At 63.9% G+C, this 17305-nt stretch carries 17 protein-coding genes and 1 pseudogene; 10 read left to right on the top strand and 8 right to left on the bottom strand.

Features of this window, described 5'->3' with window-relative positions; all coding sequences use genetic code 11:
- Positions 1–38: 38 nt before the first annotated feature.
- Positions 39–347, bottom strand: a complete 309-nt coding sequence (locus ACMUOY_RS16805; RefSeq protein WP_413893887.1) for a hypothetical protein — start codon at positions 345–347, stop codon at positions 39–41.
- Between the two features lie 152 nt (positions 348–499).
- Between ACMUOY_RS16805 and phaC the strand changes: the two genes are divergently transcribed.
- The 3 genes from phaC to phbB all read left to right on the top strand — a co-directional run bounded on the left by phaC (position 500) and on the right by phbB (position 4273).
- On the top strand, positions 500–2176 hold the full coding sequence (gene phaC / locus ACMUOY_RS16800; protein WP_413893908.1) for a class I poly(R)-hydroxyalkanoic acid synthase: 1677 nt from the start codon (positions 500–502) through the stop codon (positions 2174–2176).
- Positions 2177–2276: 100 nt separating this feature from the next.
- Positions 2277–3455 carry an acetyl-CoA C-acetyltransferase gene (locus ACMUOY_RS16795; RefSeq protein ID WP_413893886.1) on the top strand — a complete coding sequence of 393 codons (1179 nt, stop codon included), beginning with the start codon at positions 2277–2279 and terminating at the stop codon, positions 3453–3455.
- 80 nt (positions 3456–3535) lie between these two features.
- Complete coding sequence (phbB, locus tag ACMUOY_RS16790; RefSeq protein WP_413893885.1) at positions 3536–4273, top strand: acetoacetyl-CoA reductase; 738 nt, start codon at positions 3536–3538, stop codon at positions 4271–4273.
- A 94-nt stretch (positions 4274–4367) separates the two neighbouring features.
- On the opposite strand, the gene ACMUOY_RS16785 is transcribed toward phbB, so the two are convergent.
- Positions 4368–5129, bottom strand: coding sequence for an SDR family NAD(P)-dependent oxidoreductase (locus ACMUOY_RS16785; RefSeq protein ID WP_413893884.1), 762 nt, complete (start codon positions 5127–5129; stop codon positions 4368–4370).
- A gap of 88 nt (positions 5130–5217) precedes the next feature.
- Between ACMUOY_RS16785 and ACMUOY_RS16780 the strand changes: the two genes are divergently transcribed.
- The 3 genes from ACMUOY_RS16780 to ACMUOY_RS16770 are packed head-to-tail and all read left to right on the top strand — an operon-like array spanning position 5218 to position 8277.
- Complete coding sequence (locus ACMUOY_RS16780; protein WP_413893883.1) at positions 5218–6063, top strand: N-formylglutamate amidohydrolase; 846 nt, start codon at positions 5218–5220, stop codon at positions 6061–6063.
- 45 nt (positions 6064–6108) lie between these two features.
- Positions 6109–7149, top strand: coding sequence for a histone deacetylase family protein (locus tag ACMUOY_RS16775; protein WP_413893882.1), 1041 nt, complete (start codon positions 6109–6111; stop codon positions 7147–7149).
- 12 nt (positions 7150–7161) lie between these two features.
- Positions 7162–8277, top strand: a complete 1116-nt coding sequence (locus tag ACMUOY_RS16770; protein ID WP_413893881.1) for an NAD(P)/FAD-dependent oxidoreductase — start codon at positions 7162–7164, stop codon at positions 8275–8277.
- Between the two features lie 17 nt (positions 8278–8294).
- Here ACMUOY_RS16770 and ACMUOY_RS16765 read toward each other — a convergent pair whose 3' ends face one another.
- Positions 8295–9686, bottom strand: a complete 1392-nt coding sequence (locus tag ACMUOY_RS16765; RefSeq protein WP_413893880.1) for a GNAT family N-acetyltransferase — start codon at positions 9684–9686, stop codon at positions 8295–8297.
- A 106-nt stretch (positions 9687–9792) separates the two neighbouring features.
- Here ACMUOY_RS16765 and ACMUOY_RS16760 point away from each other — a divergent pair, with 106 nt between their 5' ends.
- Positions 9793–11457 (top strand): NAD+ synthase, encoded by a 1665-nt coding sequence (locus ACMUOY_RS16760; RefSeq protein WP_413893879.1) that lies wholly within the window; start codon positions 9793–9795, stop codon positions 11455–11457.
- A 26-nt stretch (positions 11458–11483) separates the two neighbouring features.
- The gene (locus ACMUOY_RS16755) at positions 11484–11822 is read left to right on the top strand and encodes a P-II family nitrogen regulator (RefSeq protein WP_413893878.1); all 339 of its coding nucleotides are present in this window, start codon (positions 11484–11486) and stop codon (positions 11820–11822) included.
- A gap of 36 nt (positions 11823–11858) precedes the next feature.
- On the opposite strand, the gene ACMUOY_RS16750 is transcribed toward ACMUOY_RS16755, so the two are convergent.
- The 5 genes from ACMUOY_RS16750 to ACMUOY_RS16730 all read right to left on the bottom strand — a co-directional run bounded on the left by ACMUOY_RS16750 (position 11859) and on the right by ACMUOY_RS16730 (position 14993).
- A complete protein-coding gene (locus ACMUOY_RS16750; protein WP_413893877.1) occupies positions 11859–12443 on the bottom strand; it encodes a TIGR00730 family Rossman fold protein in 585 nt (194 codons plus the stop codon).
- Between the two features lie 162 nt (positions 12444–12605).
- Positions 12606–13154: an RDD family protein gene (locus ACMUOY_RS16745; RefSeq protein WP_413893876.1), complete on the bottom strand. Its 549-nt coding sequence runs from the start codon at positions 13152–13154 to the stop codon at positions 12606–12608.
- 24 nt (positions 13155–13178) lie between these two features.
- Entirely contained in the window at positions 13179–13670 is a 492-nt protein-coding gene (locus ACMUOY_RS16740; protein WP_413893875.1) for a DUF3106 domain-containing protein, read from the bottom strand.
- 307 nt (positions 13671–13977) lie between these two features.
- Positions 13978–14430 (bottom strand): DUF3619 family protein, encoded by a 453-nt coding sequence (locus ACMUOY_RS16735; RefSeq protein WP_413893874.1) that lies wholly within the window; start codon positions 14428–14430, stop codon positions 13978–13980.
- The gene (locus ACMUOY_RS16730) at positions 14427–14993 is read right to left on the bottom strand and encodes an RNA polymerase sigma factor (RefSeq protein WP_413893873.1); all 567 of its coding nucleotides are present in this window, start codon (positions 14991–14993) and stop codon (positions 14427–14429) included. The genes ACMUOY_RS16735 and ACMUOY_RS16730 overlap by 4 nt, the downstream gene beginning before the upstream one ends.
- Before the next feature lie 299 nt (positions 14994–15292).
- Here ACMUOY_RS16730 and ACMUOY_RS16725 point away from each other — a divergent pair, with 299 nt between their 5' ends.
- A complete protein-coding gene (locus tag ACMUOY_RS16725; protein ID WP_413893872.1) occupies positions 15293–17071 on the top strand; it encodes an acetolactate synthase 3 catalytic subunit in 1779 nt (592 codons plus the stop codon).
- A gap of 145 nt (positions 17072–17216) precedes the next feature.
- A pseudogene (locus ACMUOY_RS16720) lies at positions 17217–17305 on the top strand (acetolactate synthase small subunit); the annotation flags it as partial.

The raw sequence follows: 17305 nt of genomic DNA, 5'->3' as shown, positions 1-17305 counted from the left end.
GCAGGGCGCAGGCCGGTTTCGAAAGGCTCTTTTCGTCTTCAATCCCGGCGGCCGGCCGGGCCTTGCGGCGCATCCGGACGCCCGGTCTCAACCGGCTCCTGTGGACCACCGGGAGCCTGACCATCCGTCGTGCTGGCACGCAGCATTTCGGCTTCCTGCGCTTCCCGCGCCCGAATCGCCTTGCGCCGCGCTGGCGTCCCCAGGATGTACATCAGCAGCGCCACGGGGCCGGCCCCGTACAGCAGGAATGTGATGATGGCGCCGAGCACGGTGCCGGTCGTGTTCGTGGCCTCGGCCACGCTCATCATGAGCGCGACGTACAGCCAGCCGATGGCGATGATGTACATGGTTGGGCGGGTTCCATGGAAATGTCAGAAAATTGAAGGGAAACACCTGAGATACTCAGGGTTTTTACCAATAAGCTTACCCAGCAGGAGACACCTTGATACCCGACTCTACCGAATCGTGGGCGCAAGCCACACAGCAGTTCCAGAAAAGCATGGCCGACGGCTGGAAGAATGCCTTCCAGGCGTTCCAGAACATGGACCTGGGTGGTTTGCCATCCGCTGTGCCGGGCATGCCTGAGGCGCCGACGCCACCGCGGATCCAGTTCTCTCCGGCAAAGCTGCAGGAGTTGCAGCAGCAGTACCTGAAGGAAGCCTCCGAGTTGTGGAACCAGTCGGTGGCGGGCACGCCGGCGGTCAAGGATCGGCGCTTCTCGGCCGAAGCGTGGAGCAAGAACCCGATGGCGGCCTTCTCCGCTGCGACCTATCTGCTGAATTCGCGCGCGCTGATGGGGCTGGCTGAAGCGGTCGAAAGCGACGAGAAGACACGCAACCGCATCCGTTTCGCGGTCGAGCAGTGGATGGCCGCGTCGGCGCCCAGCAATTTCCTGGCGATGAATGCCGATGCGCAGAAAAAGGCGATCGACACCCAGGGCGAGAGCATTGCCAAGGGGATGCAGAACCTGCTGAACGACATCAAGCTGGGCCACGTGTCGATGACCGACGAAAGCCTGTTCGAGGTGGGCCGCAACGTCGCCACGACCGAGGGCGCCATCGTTTTCGAGAACGAGCTGTTCCAGCTGATCGAGTACAAGCCCCTGACGGCCAAGGTGTACGAGCGGCCGTTCCTGCTGGTGCCGCCCTGCATCAACAAGTACTACATCCTGGACCTGCAGCCCGAGAACTCCGTCATTCGCTATGCAGTGGCGCAGGGGCATCGCACCTTCGTGGTGAGCTGGCGCAATCCGGACGCGTCGCTGGCTGGCAAGACCTGGGATGACTACATCGAGGATGCCGCCATCAAGGCGATCCATACGGTGCAGGAGATCACCGGCGCCCCGACGATCAACACACTGGGCTTCTGCGTCGGTGGCACGATTCTGAGCACCGCGCTGGCGGTGCTGGCGGCGCGCGGCGAAACGCCGGCCGCGAGCGCGACCTTGCTGACCACTCTGGTGGATTTCACCGACACCGGTATCCTGGACGTCTTCATCGACGAGAACTTCGTCAAGTACCGCGAAATGCAGATGGGCAAGGGCGGCCTGCTCAAGGGGCAGGACCTGGCATCGACCTTCAGCTTCCTGCGCCCGAACGACCTGGTCTGGAATTACGTGGTGGGCAACTACCTCAAGGGCGAGACCCCGCCGCCGTTCGACCTGCTGTACTGGAACAGCGACAGCACCAACCTGCCGGGCCCGTTCTATGCTTGGTACCTGCGCAATACCTATCTTGAAAACAACCTGGTCAAGCCCGGCAAGGCCACGGTCTGCGGCGTCAAGGTGGACCTGAACAAGGTGAACATCCCGATGTACATCTACGGTTCCCGCGAAGACCACATCGTGCCGATCGGGGGCTCTTACGGGTCCACGCAGGTGTTCCCGGGCAAGAAGCGTTTCGTCATGGGCGCTTCGGGCCATATTGCCGGTGTGATCAACCCGCCCGCGGCCAAGAAGCGCAGTCATTGGACGCGTGAAGACGGAAAGTTCCCGAAGACGGCCGGCGAGTGGATTGCGGGTGCCACCGAATCGCCCGGAAGCTGGTGGACGGACTGGTCGGACTGGCTCAAGGGCTATGCCGGCAAGCAGATCGCGGCACCGAAGACCTATGGCAAGGGGACCAAGTACAAAGCCATCGAGCCGGCGCCGGGGCGCTATGTGAAGGCCAAGGCCTGATCGATCGCATTCAGGACTGAGCCGGTCGAAGTCCAGAATACCTGTTTCACCTGTCGACCAGCTCAGGGTGAAGCCAAACCAACATATCGAGGAAAGACAAATGGAAGACATCGTCATCGTATCCGCCGCACGTACGGCCGTCGGCAAGTTCGGCGGCTCGCTCGCCAAGGTTGCGGCCACTGAACTCGGATCCATCGTGATCCGTGAGGCGCTGGCGCGTGCCAATGTGGGCCTGGACCAGGTCGGCGAAGTCATCATGGGCCAGGTGCTGGCCGCCGGCGCGGGGCAGAACCCGGCGCGTCAGGCCAGCCTGAAAGCCGGTGTGGCCAAGGAAACCCCGGCCCTGACGATCAACGCGGTTTGCGGCTCGGGCCTGAAGGCCGTCATGCTGGCGGCACAGGCCGTGGCCTGGGGCGATAGCGAGATCGTCGTGGCCGGCGGTCAGGAGAACATGAGTGCCAGCCCGCATGTGCTGCTGGGCTCGCGGGACGGCCAGCGCATGGGCGACTGGAAGATGATCGACTCGATGATCGTCGACGGTCTGTGGGACGTCTACAACCAGTACCATATGGGCGTGACCGCCGAAAACGTGGCCAAAGCCTATGGCATCACGCGCGAGATGCAGGACGCCCTGGCCCTGGCCAGCCAGACCAAGGCTGCTGCCGCGCAAGCGGCCGGCAGGTTCAGCGATGAAATTGTCACCGTGTCGATTGCCCAGAAAAAGGGCGATCCCATCCTGTTCAATGCCGACGAATTCATCAACAAGAAGACGAACGCCGAAGCACTGGCCGGCCTGCGTCCGGCCTTTGACAAGGCGGGATCGGTGACTGCGGGCAACGCGTCCGGCATCAACGACGGCGCCGCGGCGGTGGTCGTGATGAGCGCGAAGAAGGCGGCCGCCCTGGGTCTGAAACCTTTGGCGCGCATCGCTGCCTTCGGCACCAGCGGCCTGGATCCGGCCACGATGGGCATGGGCCCGGTGCCAGCTTCGCAGAAAGCACTGGCGCGCGCCGGCTGGAAAGCTGCCGATGTGGATTTGTTCGAGCTCAACGAGGCCTTCGCGGCCCAGGCCTGCGCCGTCAACAGGGCGCTGGACATCGACCCGGCCAAGGTCAACGTGAACGGTGGTGCCATTGCCATCGGTCACCCGATCGGAGCGTCCGGTGCCCGCATTCTCGTCACGTTGCTGCACGAAATGCAGCGCCGCGATGCGAAGAAGGGCCTGGCTGCGCTGTGCATCGGCGGTGGCATGGGGGTTTCCCTTGCACTGGAGCGCTGAGTTCAGATGACAATGCGCGGCAGCGCTTGCAGTCAGGTGCGGCCGGATTCGGTTTTTATTAGTACTAAGAGGAGCACGATATGAGTCAGAGAGTTGCGTACGTCACGGGTGGGATGGGCGGCATTGGTACCTCCATTTGCCAGCGCCTGCACAAGGACGGTTTCAAGGTCATCGCCGGCTGCGGCCCGACGCGTGATTTCGACAAGTGGCTGGCCGAGCAGAAGGCGCTGGGCTACACGTTCTACGCCAGCGTGGGCAATGTCGCCGACTGGAACTCCACGGTGGAGGCTTTCGGCAAGGCCAAGGCCGAGCACGGCCCGATCGATGTGCTGGTCAACAACGCCGGTATCACGCGCGACCGCATGTTCCTGAAGATGACCCGCGAAGACTGGGATGCCGTCATCGACACCAACCTGAACTCCATGTTCAACGTGACCAAGCAGGTCGTGCCGGAGATGGTCGAAAGGGGCTGGGGCCGCATCATCCAGATTTCGTCGGTCAACGGCAACAAGGGCCAGGCCGGCCAGACCAACTACTCTGCGGCCAAGGCCGGCATGCACGGCTTCTCGATGGCGCTGGCGCAGGAAATGGCCACCAAGGGTGTGACGGTCAACACCGTGAGCCCCGGCTACATCGGCACCGACATGGTGAAGGCGATCCGTGAAGACGTGCTGGCCAAGATCGTCGCCACGGTGCCGGTCAAGCGCCTGGGCGAGCCGAGCGAAATCGCCTCCATCATTGCCTGGCTGGCTTCCGACGAAGGCGGCTATGCCACGGGTGCCGACTTCTCGGTCAACGGCGGCCTGCACATGGGCTGAACGGCCCTGGCAGTGGCGGGGGTCCCCAGGAACCCCTCGGTTGCAATAACAAAAAAGCCCCGTTTCAAGGGGCTTTTTTCTTGGCCGCCCACGTTCAGCGGATCATCATTCCGCCATCGGCCACGATGGTTTGCCCAGTGATGTATTGCCCAGCCGCGCTGGCCAGCAGGACTGCGATGCCACCGATGTCGTCCGGCTCACCGATGCGGCGCAGGGGTGTTTCCCCTTCCACCTTGGCCCTGAGCACAGGATTCTCGTGCAGCGCCTTGGCGAAGTCGGTGCGGATCAGCCCCGGCGCAATGCAGTTCACGCGGATGTTGTCCGGTCCCCATTCCACGGCCAGGTTGCGGGCCAGCTGCATGTCGGCGGCCTTGGAGACGTTGTAGGCACCGATGACGGACGAGCCGTGCAGGCCGCCGATCGACGAGACGATGACGATGGCGCCGTCCTTCTTCGCCTTCATGTCCGGGTAGGCCAGGTTGCACAGCCAGGCGTTGGACAGCACGTTGTTGCGCATGATCTTGTCGAAGACCTCGTCGCTCATGCCGGTCATCGGGCCATAGTAGGGGTTGGTCGCGGCATTGCAGACCATGATGTCGATGCCGCCCCAGGCCGCGCGGGTCTGGGCTACCAGGGCTTCGACCTGGGCCTTGTCGGAGATGTTGGCCGCGATCGCCATGGCCTCGCCCCCGGCGTCGCGGATGGTCTGCACGACGTCCTCGCAGGCGGCCAGCTTGCGGCTCGAAATCACGACTTTGGCGCCAGCTTTGGCCAACTGGATGGCGATGGAGCGGCCGATGCCGCGGCTCGACCCCGTGACGATGGCGACCTTGCCTTTGAGATTAGACAGATCCATGGAGCCTCCGGACGATGGTGCGAGTGAAAGCCGCCAGTGTGCCGTTAACCCGGTGGCCGGGCTGTCGTGCTTGCGTCACAATGGCTGCATGCCCTTCGTGACCTATCTGCCCGGCACCGCACCCTTGGTGCTCGATTCGCCGCACAGCGGCACCGACTACCCCGACGACTTTGGCACTGTGTGCGACCGTGGGACCTTGCGCCGCGCCGAGGACACCCATGTCGAAAAGCTCTACAGCTTCGCGCCCGCGCTGGGCGTGGCCTGGATCGAAGCGCACTTCCCGCGCAGCTACCTGGATGCGAACCGCGACACCACCGAAGTGGATGTGGCGATGCTGGACGGCGGTTGGCCCGCGCCGGTGGCCACCGACGCGGCGGTGTTGTCGAAAGTGCGCTTGGGCAAAGGCCTCATCTGGCGCTGCACCGACGACGGCGTGGCCCTGTACGAGCGCAAGCTGGGTGTGGCAGAGGTCCAGGCGCGGATTCAGAACTGCTGGCAGCCATACCATGCCGCCGTTGAGCAGGCGATCGACGCGGCGCATGCGCGCCACGGCTACAGCCTGCATGTGAACTGCCATTCGATGCCGGCCGTTGCCGCCAGCCACGCCACCGATTTCCCGGGACTCGTGCATGCGGACTTTGTGGTAGGCAACCGTGACGCCACGACCTCCAGCGAGGCTCTGGCCCGCCTGGTGTGTGAGCATCTGCGCGGTCTCGGTTACCAGGTCGAATACAACCACCCCTACAAGGGCGTGGAACTGGTGCGCCGCTACGGCCGGCCCGCCGAGCACCGCCACAGCCTGCAGCTGGAGATCAACCGCAAGCTCTACATGGACGAGGCCACGCTGGCCATGAACGACGGGTTTGCGCCGCTGAAGGCCCACCTTCGCTCGCTGGTGGAGCGATTGCTGCAGACCGATCCACGAGACCTTTGAAGCCGTTTTGACGCAGCGGTCGCGATCGCCTGCGGCCGCCCACCCATGATCACCTTCTTTTCCGAGCAGCATGTGCAGCATGCGCCGCAGCACGAGTTCTTCCGGGGCGAGCGGGTGCCTTGCTTCGAGTCACCCGCGCGGGCGCGGTACGTGCAGCAACAGCTCGTGGCGCGCGGCCACGTGCTGCGTGAACCCGACGCGGACAGCCTCATGGTGCTGGCGCAGGTCCACACCGCACGCTACCTGGCGTTTCTGGAAGGCGCCTGGGCCGACTGGCTGGCGCTGGAGCCTGGCAACGCCGATCACCAGCCGTTCCCCTCGGTCTGGCCGGTGCGCAGCCTGCGTGCCGATGTGGAGCCGGCGAACTTCACCGCCCGGTTGGGCCTTTACTCGATGGACAACGGTTCGCCCGTCTGCGCCGGCACCTGGGCGGCGGCCAAGGCCGGCGCCGACGCGGCGGTGAGTGCCACCCGGCTGCTGCACGCAGGCGAGCACGCCGTGTTCTGCGCCACCCGTCCACCGGGCCACCATGCAGGCGCGGACTTCATGGGCGGCTACTGCTTCCTGAACAATGCCGCCGTGGCGGCGCAGGCGCTGCGCGCGCAAGGGTGTCGTCGTGTGGCGGTGCTCGATGTGGACTACCACCATGGCAACGGGACGCAAAGCCTCTTCTACGAGCGCGCGGACGTGCTGTTCGTGAGCCTGCACGGCGACCCACGCACTGAATACCCGTTCTACCTGGGCCATGCCGACGAAACCGGCCGTGGTGCCGGCGAGGGCTTCAACCTGAACCTGCCGCTGCCTGCCGGCAGTGCCGCCTCTACCTGGTTCGAGGCACTGGACGTGGCGTGTGCGCGCATCGCCTGGCATGGGGCGGACGCCCTCGTGGTCTCGCTGGGGCTGGACACATTCGCGGGCGATCCGATCTCGACCTTTGCGCTGCAGGCGGATGATTTTTCCCGCTTGGGCGAACGGCTGGGTCGCCTGGGGATGCCGACAGTCTTTGTGCTGGAAGGCGGCTATGCGGCCGCCGAACTGGGTGAGAACGCGGTGAACGTGATCGAAGGCTTCGAGCAAGCGGGTTGAAGGGACGTTGGCATGGATCAGGTTGATGTGGTGGTGATCGGCGCGGGCGTGGTGGGGCTGGCGGTGGCCCGGGCGCTGGCGCTGCAGGGGCGCGAGGTGGTGGTGGTCGAGGCGGCGGATGCGATCGGCACCGGCACCAGCTCGCGCAACAGCGAGGTGATCCATGCCGGGCTGTACTACCCGCCGGGCTCGCTGAAGGCGCGGCTGTGCGTGCAGGGGCGGGATCTGCTGTACGCCTACTGTGCCGAGCGCGGCATCGCCCATTGCCGCTGTGGCAAGCTGGTCGTGGCCACGAACGAGGCGCAGGTGGCCTACCTGCATGGCCTTCTGGCCAAAGGCGCCGCCAACGGGGTGACCGATCTGGCGCTGCTTAGTGGCGAGCAGGCGCGCGCGCTGGAACCCGAACTGGCCTGCGTAGCGGCGGTGCAGTCGCCGAGCACCGGCATCGTGGACAGTCATGGCCTCATGTTGGCGTTGCTGGGGGATCTGGAGCACGCTGGCGGCCTGCTGGCGCTCAATTCAGGTGTGAATAGGGCATTTCCCAGCGTGAAACAGTCAGATGTAGCTATGGTTGTTGTAGCGAATGACGGCACGGAGCTGGCTGCCACCACGGTGATCAATGCCGCCGGTCTGTACGCGCCGGCGCTGGCGCGGCAGTTCCAGGGGCTGGACGCCCGCCATGTGCCACCGGCGTTCTTTGCCAAGGGCAGCTACTTCACGCTGTCGGGCCGTTCGCCCTTCGGGCGGCTGATCTACCCGGTGCCCGAGGCCGCCGGCCTGGGCGTGCACCTGACCATCGACCTTGGCGGGCAGGCCAAGTTCGGGCCCGATGTGCAATGGGTTGGGTCGCCCGATGACCTGGTGGTCGATCCATCGCGCGGTGACGCCTTCTACGCCGAGGTGCGCAAGTACTGGCCGGCCTTGGCGGACGGTGCGCTGGCGCCGGGCTACGCCGGCATCCGGCCCAAGATCAGCGGGCCCGGCGAGGCTGCCGCGGACTTCCTGATCCAGGGGCCGGCCGAACATGGCGTGCCGGGGCTGGTGAATCTGTTCGGCATCGAATCGCCGGGCCTGACGAGCTGCCTGGCCATCGGTGCCCACGTGGCGGGGCTGTTGGCGGCCGGTTGACGCCGGCGCGGAGGAGCTCAGGGGCCGCTCGGCTTGCGCAGGGGACTTCGCGCCTGCAGATGGTCCAGGTATTCGCCCACGCCCTGGCCTTCGCTCTCCAGAAAGCGCTCCACGGCCTCGGCGAAATCCGGGTGGGCCAGCCAGTGCGCACTGGAGGTCCGCACCGGGAGCAGGGCGCGTGCCATCTTGTGCTCGCCCTGCGCGCCGCCCTCGAAGCGATGAACGCCGTGCTCGATGCACCACTGCAGTGGCTGGTAGTAGCAGGCCTCGAAATGCAGGCAGTCCACCCGCTCCAGCGCACCCCAGTAGCGCCCGTAGGCGACCGTTTCCGCGCCAGACGGGGCATCGAGGCCTGTAGACGGCAGCTGCGGCGCATTTTCCGGGCGTTTTTGGCCCGATCCCAGCGTCGATGGGTCATGAAGCGCTATCAAACTGGAAGCGATCGGGCGGCCGGCGCGCTCCGCCACGAACAGCAGCCAGGTCTGCGGCAGGTCGTGCGCCATGCGCTGAAAGAAGTCGCGGGTGAGGTAAGGCGCATTGCCGTGTTCGAGGTAGGTGCGCTCGTAGCAGCGGTAGAAGAAGTCCCAGTCGGCGGGGCGGATGTCAGCCCCGCGCGCCCATCGGAACGTCACGCCGGCCTCGGCGACCTTGCGTCGCTCCTGGCGGATCTTTTTGCGCTTTTCCTGGGTCAGGCTGGCCAGGAACTCCTCGAAACTGCCGAAGCGCCTGGCAGGGACGACTTCGCCGCCGGGCCGCCCCAAGGCGAAGGGCGCCCCCTCGGGGCTGAGCGCTGCGGCTCCGGACCTGCCTGCGCAGGTCTGGACAGCGCGAAGGGATGCCGGCTCCGACGGCATCGTGGCCTGCAAGGCCAGTGAAGCACACGAAGTGGCGAGCGTGGGGGCGAGGTTTGTCCAATGAAACTGTACCGTGTGGCGCTGCAAGAGTCCGGCGCTGTCGCAGGCGGCCAGGTCCTCGTCGGCGGCGAACAGGAGGTGCAGCGAGGACAGTTGTCGATCCTCGCACCACCGGACCAGCGAGCGCAGCAGCGCCTGGCGCGCCTCGTCGTCACGCGCCAGCAGGCGGGTGCCGGGCACGGGTGTGAACGGAACCGCCACCAGCGCTTTCGGGTAGTAGGCCAGGCCATGCTGGGCGTAGGCGTTTGCCCAGGCCCAGTCAAAGACGTATTCGCCGTAGGAGTGCTCCTTGAGGTACAGCGGGCAGCCGGCCGCCAGGGTCTCACCCCGCCAGAGCGTCAGAAAGTTGGGCACCCAGCCGGTGGCTGGGGTGGCGCTGCCGCTGTCGTGCAGTGCCGCCAGGTATTCGTGCCGCATGAAGGGCGTGGGATGGGGCTGGGCGGCCAACAAGGCGTTCCAGGCGATGACGGCGATCTGCCCCGGTGAATCAAACACCCGAATGACATAATTGTCCGCATCCCCTTCGGACGGCCGGGGTGCACCGCCACCCGGGGATTCCCCGCCATCGTTTCTGGGCATTGACTCGTTTTTCAGCACCTGTATGACTCTCAAAATCTGTATTGCCCAGCTCAATTTTGTGGTGGGCGATCTGGCGGGCAACGCGCAGAAGATCATCGACGCGTCGCGCACCGCCTACGCCGAGGGCGCGCGCCTGGTGCTGACCCCTGAGCTGTCGATCTGTGGTTACGCCGCCGAAGACCTGTTCCTTCGCCCGGCCTTCATTGCGGCCTGCCATGATGCCGTGAAACGGGTGGCCGATGAACTGGCGGCGCTGAAAGACCTGACGGTGGTGGTGGGCCATCCGACCGGCGGCGACCGGCGCACCCGCAGCGTGGCGGTGCAGGACCGCCTGAACGCGGCCAGCGTGCTGCGTGGCGGTGACGTGGTCGCGACCTATGCCAAGCGCGAACTGCCCAACTACCAGGTGTTCGACGAGCGGCGCTATTTCACGCCCGGTCAGGGCGTCTGTGTGTTCGAGGCCGGCGGCTTCAGGATTGGCTTGCTGATCTGCGAGGACGCCTGGTTCGAGTCGCCGGCGCGGCTGGCCAAGGAAGCGGGCGCGGAACTGCTGGCGGTCATCAACGCCTCGCCGTTTCATGTGGGCAAGGGCTACGAGCGTGAAGCCACAATGCGTGAACGGGTCCGGGAAAGCGGCCTGCCGCTGGTGTACGCGCACCTGGTCGGTGGGCAGGACGAGGTGGTGTTCGAGGGACACTCCTTCGTCGTCGGCGTGGATGCCGAAATCGCCGGCCGGGCGCCCAGTTTTGAAGAAAAGCTGTTCTATGCCAGCGTGAAACGGTCAGTGGATGCTATCGATGTGGTAGCGGACATGGTGCCGGAGCGGGTGCTGGATGCCGACCTCTGGGATGCCCTGGTGCTGGGCGTGCGTGACTACATTGGAAAGAACGGCTTTCCGGGCGTGCTGCTGGGCTTGTCGGGCGGCATCGACTCCGCGCTGGTGCTGGCGGTGGCGGTGGATGCGCTCGGGCGCGACCGGGTGCGCGCGGTGATGATGCCTTCGCCCTACACCGCGGACATCAGCTGGATCGACGCCCGGGACATGGCGGCACGGCTGGGCGTGCGCTACGACGAGATCTCGATCCTTCCGGAATTCGAAGCTTTCAAGGTCTCGCTGGCGCCGCAGTTCGTTGGCCTGGCGGAGGACACGACCGAAGAGAACATCCAGGCCCGCATCCGCGGCACGCTGCTGATGGCCTTGTCCAACAAGACCGGGGCGCTGGTCCTGACCACCGGCAACAAGAGCGAGATGGCCACCGGCTACTGCACGCTGTACGGGGACATGGCGGGTGGCTTCGCGGTGATCAAGGACGTGGCCAAGACGGCGGTCTTTCGTCTGGCGCGCTGGCGCAACGCCAACGATCCCTATGGCACGGGCGCCAGTCCGATCCCCGAGCGCATCATCACCCGGCCACCCAGCGCCGAGCTGCGGCCCGACCAGAAGGACCAGGACAGTCTGCCGCCCTATGAGGTACTGGATGCCATTGTCGAGCACTACATGGAGAACGACGAAGGCATCGAGGAGATCGTGGCGCGCGGCTTTGCCCGGGCGGATGTCGAGAAGGTGACGCGCCTGATCAAGCTCAACGAATATAAGCGCCGACAGTCCCCGGTGGGGATTCGTGTGACCCATCGTAGCTTCGGCAAGGATTGGCGTTATCCTATTACTAGCAAATTTCGCGCTTAATTTGAACTTGCAGCAGGAAAAGAACCATGAAACAGATCACCGCCGTCATCAAGCCCTTCAAGCTCGAGGAAGTTCGCGAGGCGCTCGCCGGGTGCGGCGTCACCGGGTTGACCGTTACCGAAGTCAAGGGTTTTGGCCGCCAGAAGGGTCACACTGAGCTTTACCGTGGCGCGGAATACGTGGTCGATTTTCTGCCCAAGGTGAAGGTGGAGGTCGTGGTCAAGAGCGAGGATGTTGACCGCTGCGTGGAGGCTATCGTGTCGGCGGCTCGTACCGGCAAGATCGGCGACGGCAAGATCTTTATCACCGCTGTGGAACGCGTGGTGCGCATCCGCACCGGCGAAGAGAACGAAACCGCCGTCTGAGCGGGTTTGTCCTGAGGAGTGGCCTGCGCCGCGCCCTCAGATCTGGTCCAGATGGGACTCGGGCGCCAGACCGGCGGCTTGCACCAGTTCACGCAGCAAGTCTTCGGCCTGGTCGCCGATGCGGATCAGGCCCATCTGCCAGTCGCCCATGAAGCCCTGTGTCACGGTGGACTGCAGGAAGGTGACGAGCAGATCATAGTAGCCATTCTGGTTCAGCAGCCCGACCGGTTTGTCGTGATAGCCCAGTTGGCGCCAGGTCCAGACTTCAAAGAATTCCTCGAACGTGCCGATGCCCCCGGGAAGGGCCAGAAAGGCATCCGCATGCTCGGCCATCAGGCGCTTGCGTTCGTGCATCGTATCGACAATGTGCAGTTCGCTGCAGTCGTTGTTGGCCCATTCCTTCTCGACCAGCGCCTTGGGGATCACACCGACCACACGGCCACCCGCTTCAAGGGTGGCTGCGGCCACGATGCCCATCAGGCCGTTCTTGCCGCCGCCGTAAACGAGCTGGCCGCCGCGCGCGCCGATCCAGTGCCCGACGGCCCGGGCTGTCGTCGCAAAGTCGGGGCTGGCACCGGGTTTGGATCCACAGTACACACAGACGGAAAAAGTTGGAGTCATGAGCGGGTTTCAGGTCAAGGGCGTTCGGCATTCGCGATCGGCTGAATTCGCCATCAAACGTACTGCGGACGAGTCTGAGCGGGCGGCCTTTCGGGTGCTGGAAAAATGGCGTGACGTCGGCTGAAACCGATTGTCACCGATGGCCGCGGTGTGACGCAGGGCTCAGTTCCCTGCAGGCCGCGTCGAAACGAGCCGGGTGCCGGCCAGAACGTCATGCCAGAACTGCTGCTGTGGGTGAAAGCGACTCAGCAAAGCCCAGACGGCGATCCAGCCAAAGGTCAGGACGGCCATCTCACCGCCGCTGAGACCAAAGGGCGCGACAGCGGCAAGCGGTGGCAGAAACCAGATCCAGCTCAGGAGATAACGCAGCAGCGCACGCTTTTGCGACACCGGCATTCCGCTGCGGTCGACCAGGCGGATGTGCCAGGTCTTCATGGCCAACGTCTGTCCGCGTGCCCAGAACCAGGTGAAATAGATGCCGAAGACGACGAAAAGGAAGGCTTGCAAGGGATGGCGGTTGTCCAGCGCGTGACGGGTCTGGGTCAGCGTGCCAAACAGGTAACCGGCGATGAACACGACGCCGAACATCAGCATGCCTTCGTAGAGCCAGCAGGCCATGCGGCGACCCAGGCCGGGCGCCATCAGGGGTGCTGATTCGAAAGGTGCCGCCTCCGGTGTCCCGGACTTGCTGACGTCGGTTGAGGCGCGCATGAAGGCGGACGTGGACCGGCCGCTTCAGGGCGCGCTGGCGACCTTGCGTGGCAGCAGGGTCTTCTGGTCGATCTGGCGGGGCGCGCTGGCGGCGCGGGCCGCAGCCGGTGAGGTGCCCGAGGCTCCGCCCCGTGGTGGATTGGCGTTCGGGGTCGTTGCGAGCTTGGTTGCCGGCACTGGCTTGAGCGCCGGCGCGGCGCCAGGTGGGCGCGATGGCGCGCCAGCCGCCAGTTTGCGCTTCTCCTCGGGGCTCAATGCCTGGTAGGCCTCCCATGTCGCGCGCTTTTCTTCGGCGGGAACCTGGGTGGTTTCGCCAAAGTTCAGGCGAGCCTGTGTTCGCTGCTTGGGGCTCAAGGCCGCCCACTCACTCATGCGGCTGTGCAGTTTGGCCTGCTCGGCGGGTGTCATGGAACCGAAATTCTTGGAGACAGCCAGCCACTTGCGCTTCTGGGGTTCGTCGATGCTGTTCCAGTTCGCCGCCAGTGGCTTGAGCGCCTGTTGCTGCGGTGCGCTCAATTCGTTCCACGCTTTGGGCGGTGCCACAGGCGATGTGGCCGCTGGCGTGAAGGCGCGGGACGATGCGGCGCTTGCGGCAGGCAGGGGACTACGGGCCGGCAGATTCTGGCTGGCAGTCGCCGCAGCGGGCGCCGCAAGACCTGGCAGCGCAGGCGCCGGTGCCTGCTGGGTGAGTACGGCAGGGGGAGTTCCTTCGGAAGCCGGCTGGGCCCAGCCCAAAGTAAGCCCCCCCGTCATTGAAGCGAGAAATACCAGAAAGAGGCGGGAGCTCGGAAGCGCGATCGTCATCGGACGTTACCGCCTGTCCTCATTCGGACGCGGTGCGGTGAGCGGCCGACTTCAAGTACTGGATGAATCCGGAATCGGCGTATGCCGCAGGAGGAAGGTCGTCGGTCAGCAAGGCGGTATCCACTTCGGCCACCTCATTGGCGCGGTCTTCGTTCTGAATCCCGTTGATGAGCACCAGACCGGCAACCAGCGCAACCAGCGGCAAGACAGACGCCATGCGACTCCAGATACTCCAGCCTTCATCTCCGAAAGTGAGCGCCGCGGCGCCACCGGAAGACGAAACACTCGTCGCAAGACGGGACTGTACGACCGGCGCACGTTTGCGTTGGGCGACAGCCTGCAACCGGGCAACGCGCAGGCGCTCGGAGATATCGTGCGGCAACTGCGCCGACCCTTGCGAAAGACGGGCAGCGACCTTCACGCCATAGCGATCCATCAGGACTTCAGCTTGGTGATGGAGAGAATAAGTCATGGTTGTATCCCTTTCGCCTTCAGCGCCGTGCTGAGGGCCAGAACCGCACGGGAGCAGTGTGTCTTGACACTGCCCTCGGAGCAGCCCATGGCCGCGGCAGTTTCCGCCACGTCCATATCCTCCCAGTAACGCATGAGGAAGGCTTCGCGTTGACGCGCAGGCAACTTCATGATTTCGTCTTCAATTTCGTGAAAGGTCTGGGCGCGGCGGGTGCTGTCCTCGGCACTTTCGACCTGTTGCGAGTCGTCAACTCCGGAAAAAGTTTCAAGAAGATCAAATTCGCCATCTTCCGATGCCGATTCGAAGTCTCCAAGGTTCGAGAAGAGAGCGCTGCGGGTCTTTTGGCGGCGAAACCAGTCGAGTGTGCAATTCGACAGGATGCGCTGAAACAGCATGGGCAACTCAGATGCGGGCTTGTCCCCGTAGTGTTCGGCCAGCTTCATCATGCTGTCCTGAACGATGTCCAGCGCCGACTCCTCGTTGCGAACGTGATACACCGAACGCTTGAAAGCTCGTTTTTCGACGCTTTTCAGGAAGTCGTTGAGTTCTTGTTCGGTTGCCAAGGGCTTGCTGGAGGGGGTTGTATCGCAGCTTCCTGAGTCAGGGCGAAGCCGCAATGGCCCTGGCCGGAATCTGAACAGGGTGGGATTATCTCATTTCATAAAGAAAAACCGTCATGTTTTGGTGTCCGTGATGTTGCAGTGCGATAATGCGCGCTGCAAATCAAAATGCAAACGGGTCACGGTCCGGCGGAGCAAGCAGCACGCCCATGTCCCTGGCCTCAAGTTCCGACGTAACTTCACAAGAGTCAATCGAAGGGGCACCCAAGGTTTTTCGTCAGAGAAATTCACAAAGGTTGAAAATGGAAATCACCAAAGCCGAAATGGCATCCGCAGCGGCCGCATCTGCCGGCGCATCCACCCCCGAACTCCGCGGTGCGGAAATCCTCGTCAAGTCACTGCAGGCCGAAGGCGTCAAGTACGTCTGGGGCTATCCGGGCGGTGCCGTACTCCATATCTACGACGCCTTCTTCAAGCAAGACACCATCCAGCATGTCCTCGTGCGCCACGAACAGGCTGCGGTCCATGCGGCAGACGGCTATGCCCGCGCGACAGGCGATGTTGGCGTAGCGCTGGTTACATCCGGTCCTGGCGTGACCAATGCCGTCACGGGAATTGCCACGGCCTACATGGACAGCATTCCGATGGTCATCATTTCGGGCCAGGTCCCCACGGCGGCGATCGGCCAGGACGCTTTCCAGGAGTGCGATACGGTCGGAATCACCCGACCCGTCGTCAAGCACAACTTCCTGGTCAAGGACGTGCGCCAACTGGCGGATGTCATGAAAAAGGCGTTTCACATTGCACGCACTGGCCGTCCAGGCCCTGTGGTGGTGGACATCCCGAAAGACGTCTCTTTCAACAAGACGCCGTATGCGGGCTATCCCGAATCCGTGGAGATGCGCTCGTACAACCCGGTGCGCAAAGGGCACGGCGGCCAGATCCGCAAGGCCTTGCAGTTGCTGATGTCGGCCAAGCGCCCATACATCTATACCGGCGGTGGCGTACTGCTCAGCAATGCCACGCAGGAACTGCGTACCCTGGTGGACATGCTGGGTTACCCGGTCACCAACACGCTCATGGGTCTTGGTGCGTATCCCGCCTCGGATCGCAAGTTCCTGGGCATGCTGGGCATGCACGGCACGATCGAGGCCAACAACACGATGCAGCACTGCGACGTGTTGCTGGCGGTGGGTGCCCGTTTTGACGACCGCGTGATCGGCAATCCGAAGCATTTCGCCCAGAACGAACGCAAGATCATCCATATCGATATCGATCCTTCCAGCATCTCCAAGCGGGTGAAGGTGGATGTGCCCATCGTCGGCGACGTCAAGGATGTGCTGGTCGAGTTGATCTCGATGATCCGCGAGGGATCGCTCAAGCCGGACGCTCACGCGCTCAAGGGCTGGTGGGAAACGATCGAGGGCTGGCGCGCGCGCGATTGCCTGAAATACGACCGGGGCAACAACGACGTCATCAAGCCGCAATATGTCGTCGAGACGCTCTGGGAGATGACCAAGGACGAGGACGCGTACATCACCTCGGATGTCGGCCAGCACCAGATGTGGGCCGCGCAGTATTACCGGTTTGACCGGCCCCGCCGCTGGATCAACTCCGGCGGACTTGGCACCATGGGAGTCGGAATTCCCTATGCCATGGGGATCAAGTTGGCACGACCCGAGAGCGAGGTGTTCTGCGTCACCGGTGAAGGTTCGGTGCAGATGTGCATCCAGGAACTGTCGACCTGCTTGCAGTACAACACGCCTATCAAGATCCTGGCCTTGAACAATCGTTATCTGGGCATGGTTCGCCAGTGGCAGGAGATCGAATACTCTGGCCGCTACAGCCACAGCTACATGGATGCACTGCCGAACTTCGTGAAGCTGGCCGAGGCTTATGGGCACGTCGGCATGCTGATCGAGCGTCCGCAGGATGTGGAAGGCGCCTTGCGCGAAGCACGCAAGCTGAAGGACCGCACGGTGTTCATGGATTTCCGGACCGACCCCACCGAAAACGTCTTCCCGATGGTCAAGGCGGGCAAGGGCATCACCGAAATGCTGCTGGGGGCGGAAGACCTCTGAACGACTGATCGGCAGGTCCGCGGCGGCGTTCGCCGCGGCTCATGCATCCAATCGAACCATCACCCATCCTATTGACGAATCTATTGCCCGCCAAGCCTGTGCATTACCGTGCACGGGGGAGGGCGGCGAAAAGAGGAATCGCATCATGAAACACATCATTGCAGTTTTGCTTGAAAACGAGGCCGGCGCGCTGTCGCGCGTGGTGGGGCTGTTTTCTGCCCGTGGCTACAACAT

The sequence above is a fragment of the Candidatus Skiveiella danica genome, from assembly GCF_022705245.1.
GTDB lineage: Bacteria > Pseudomonadota > Gammaproteobacteria > Burkholderiales > Burkholderiaceae_C > Skiveiella > Skiveiella danica.
This window is presented reverse-complemented; position numbering and strand designations above follow the sequence as displayed.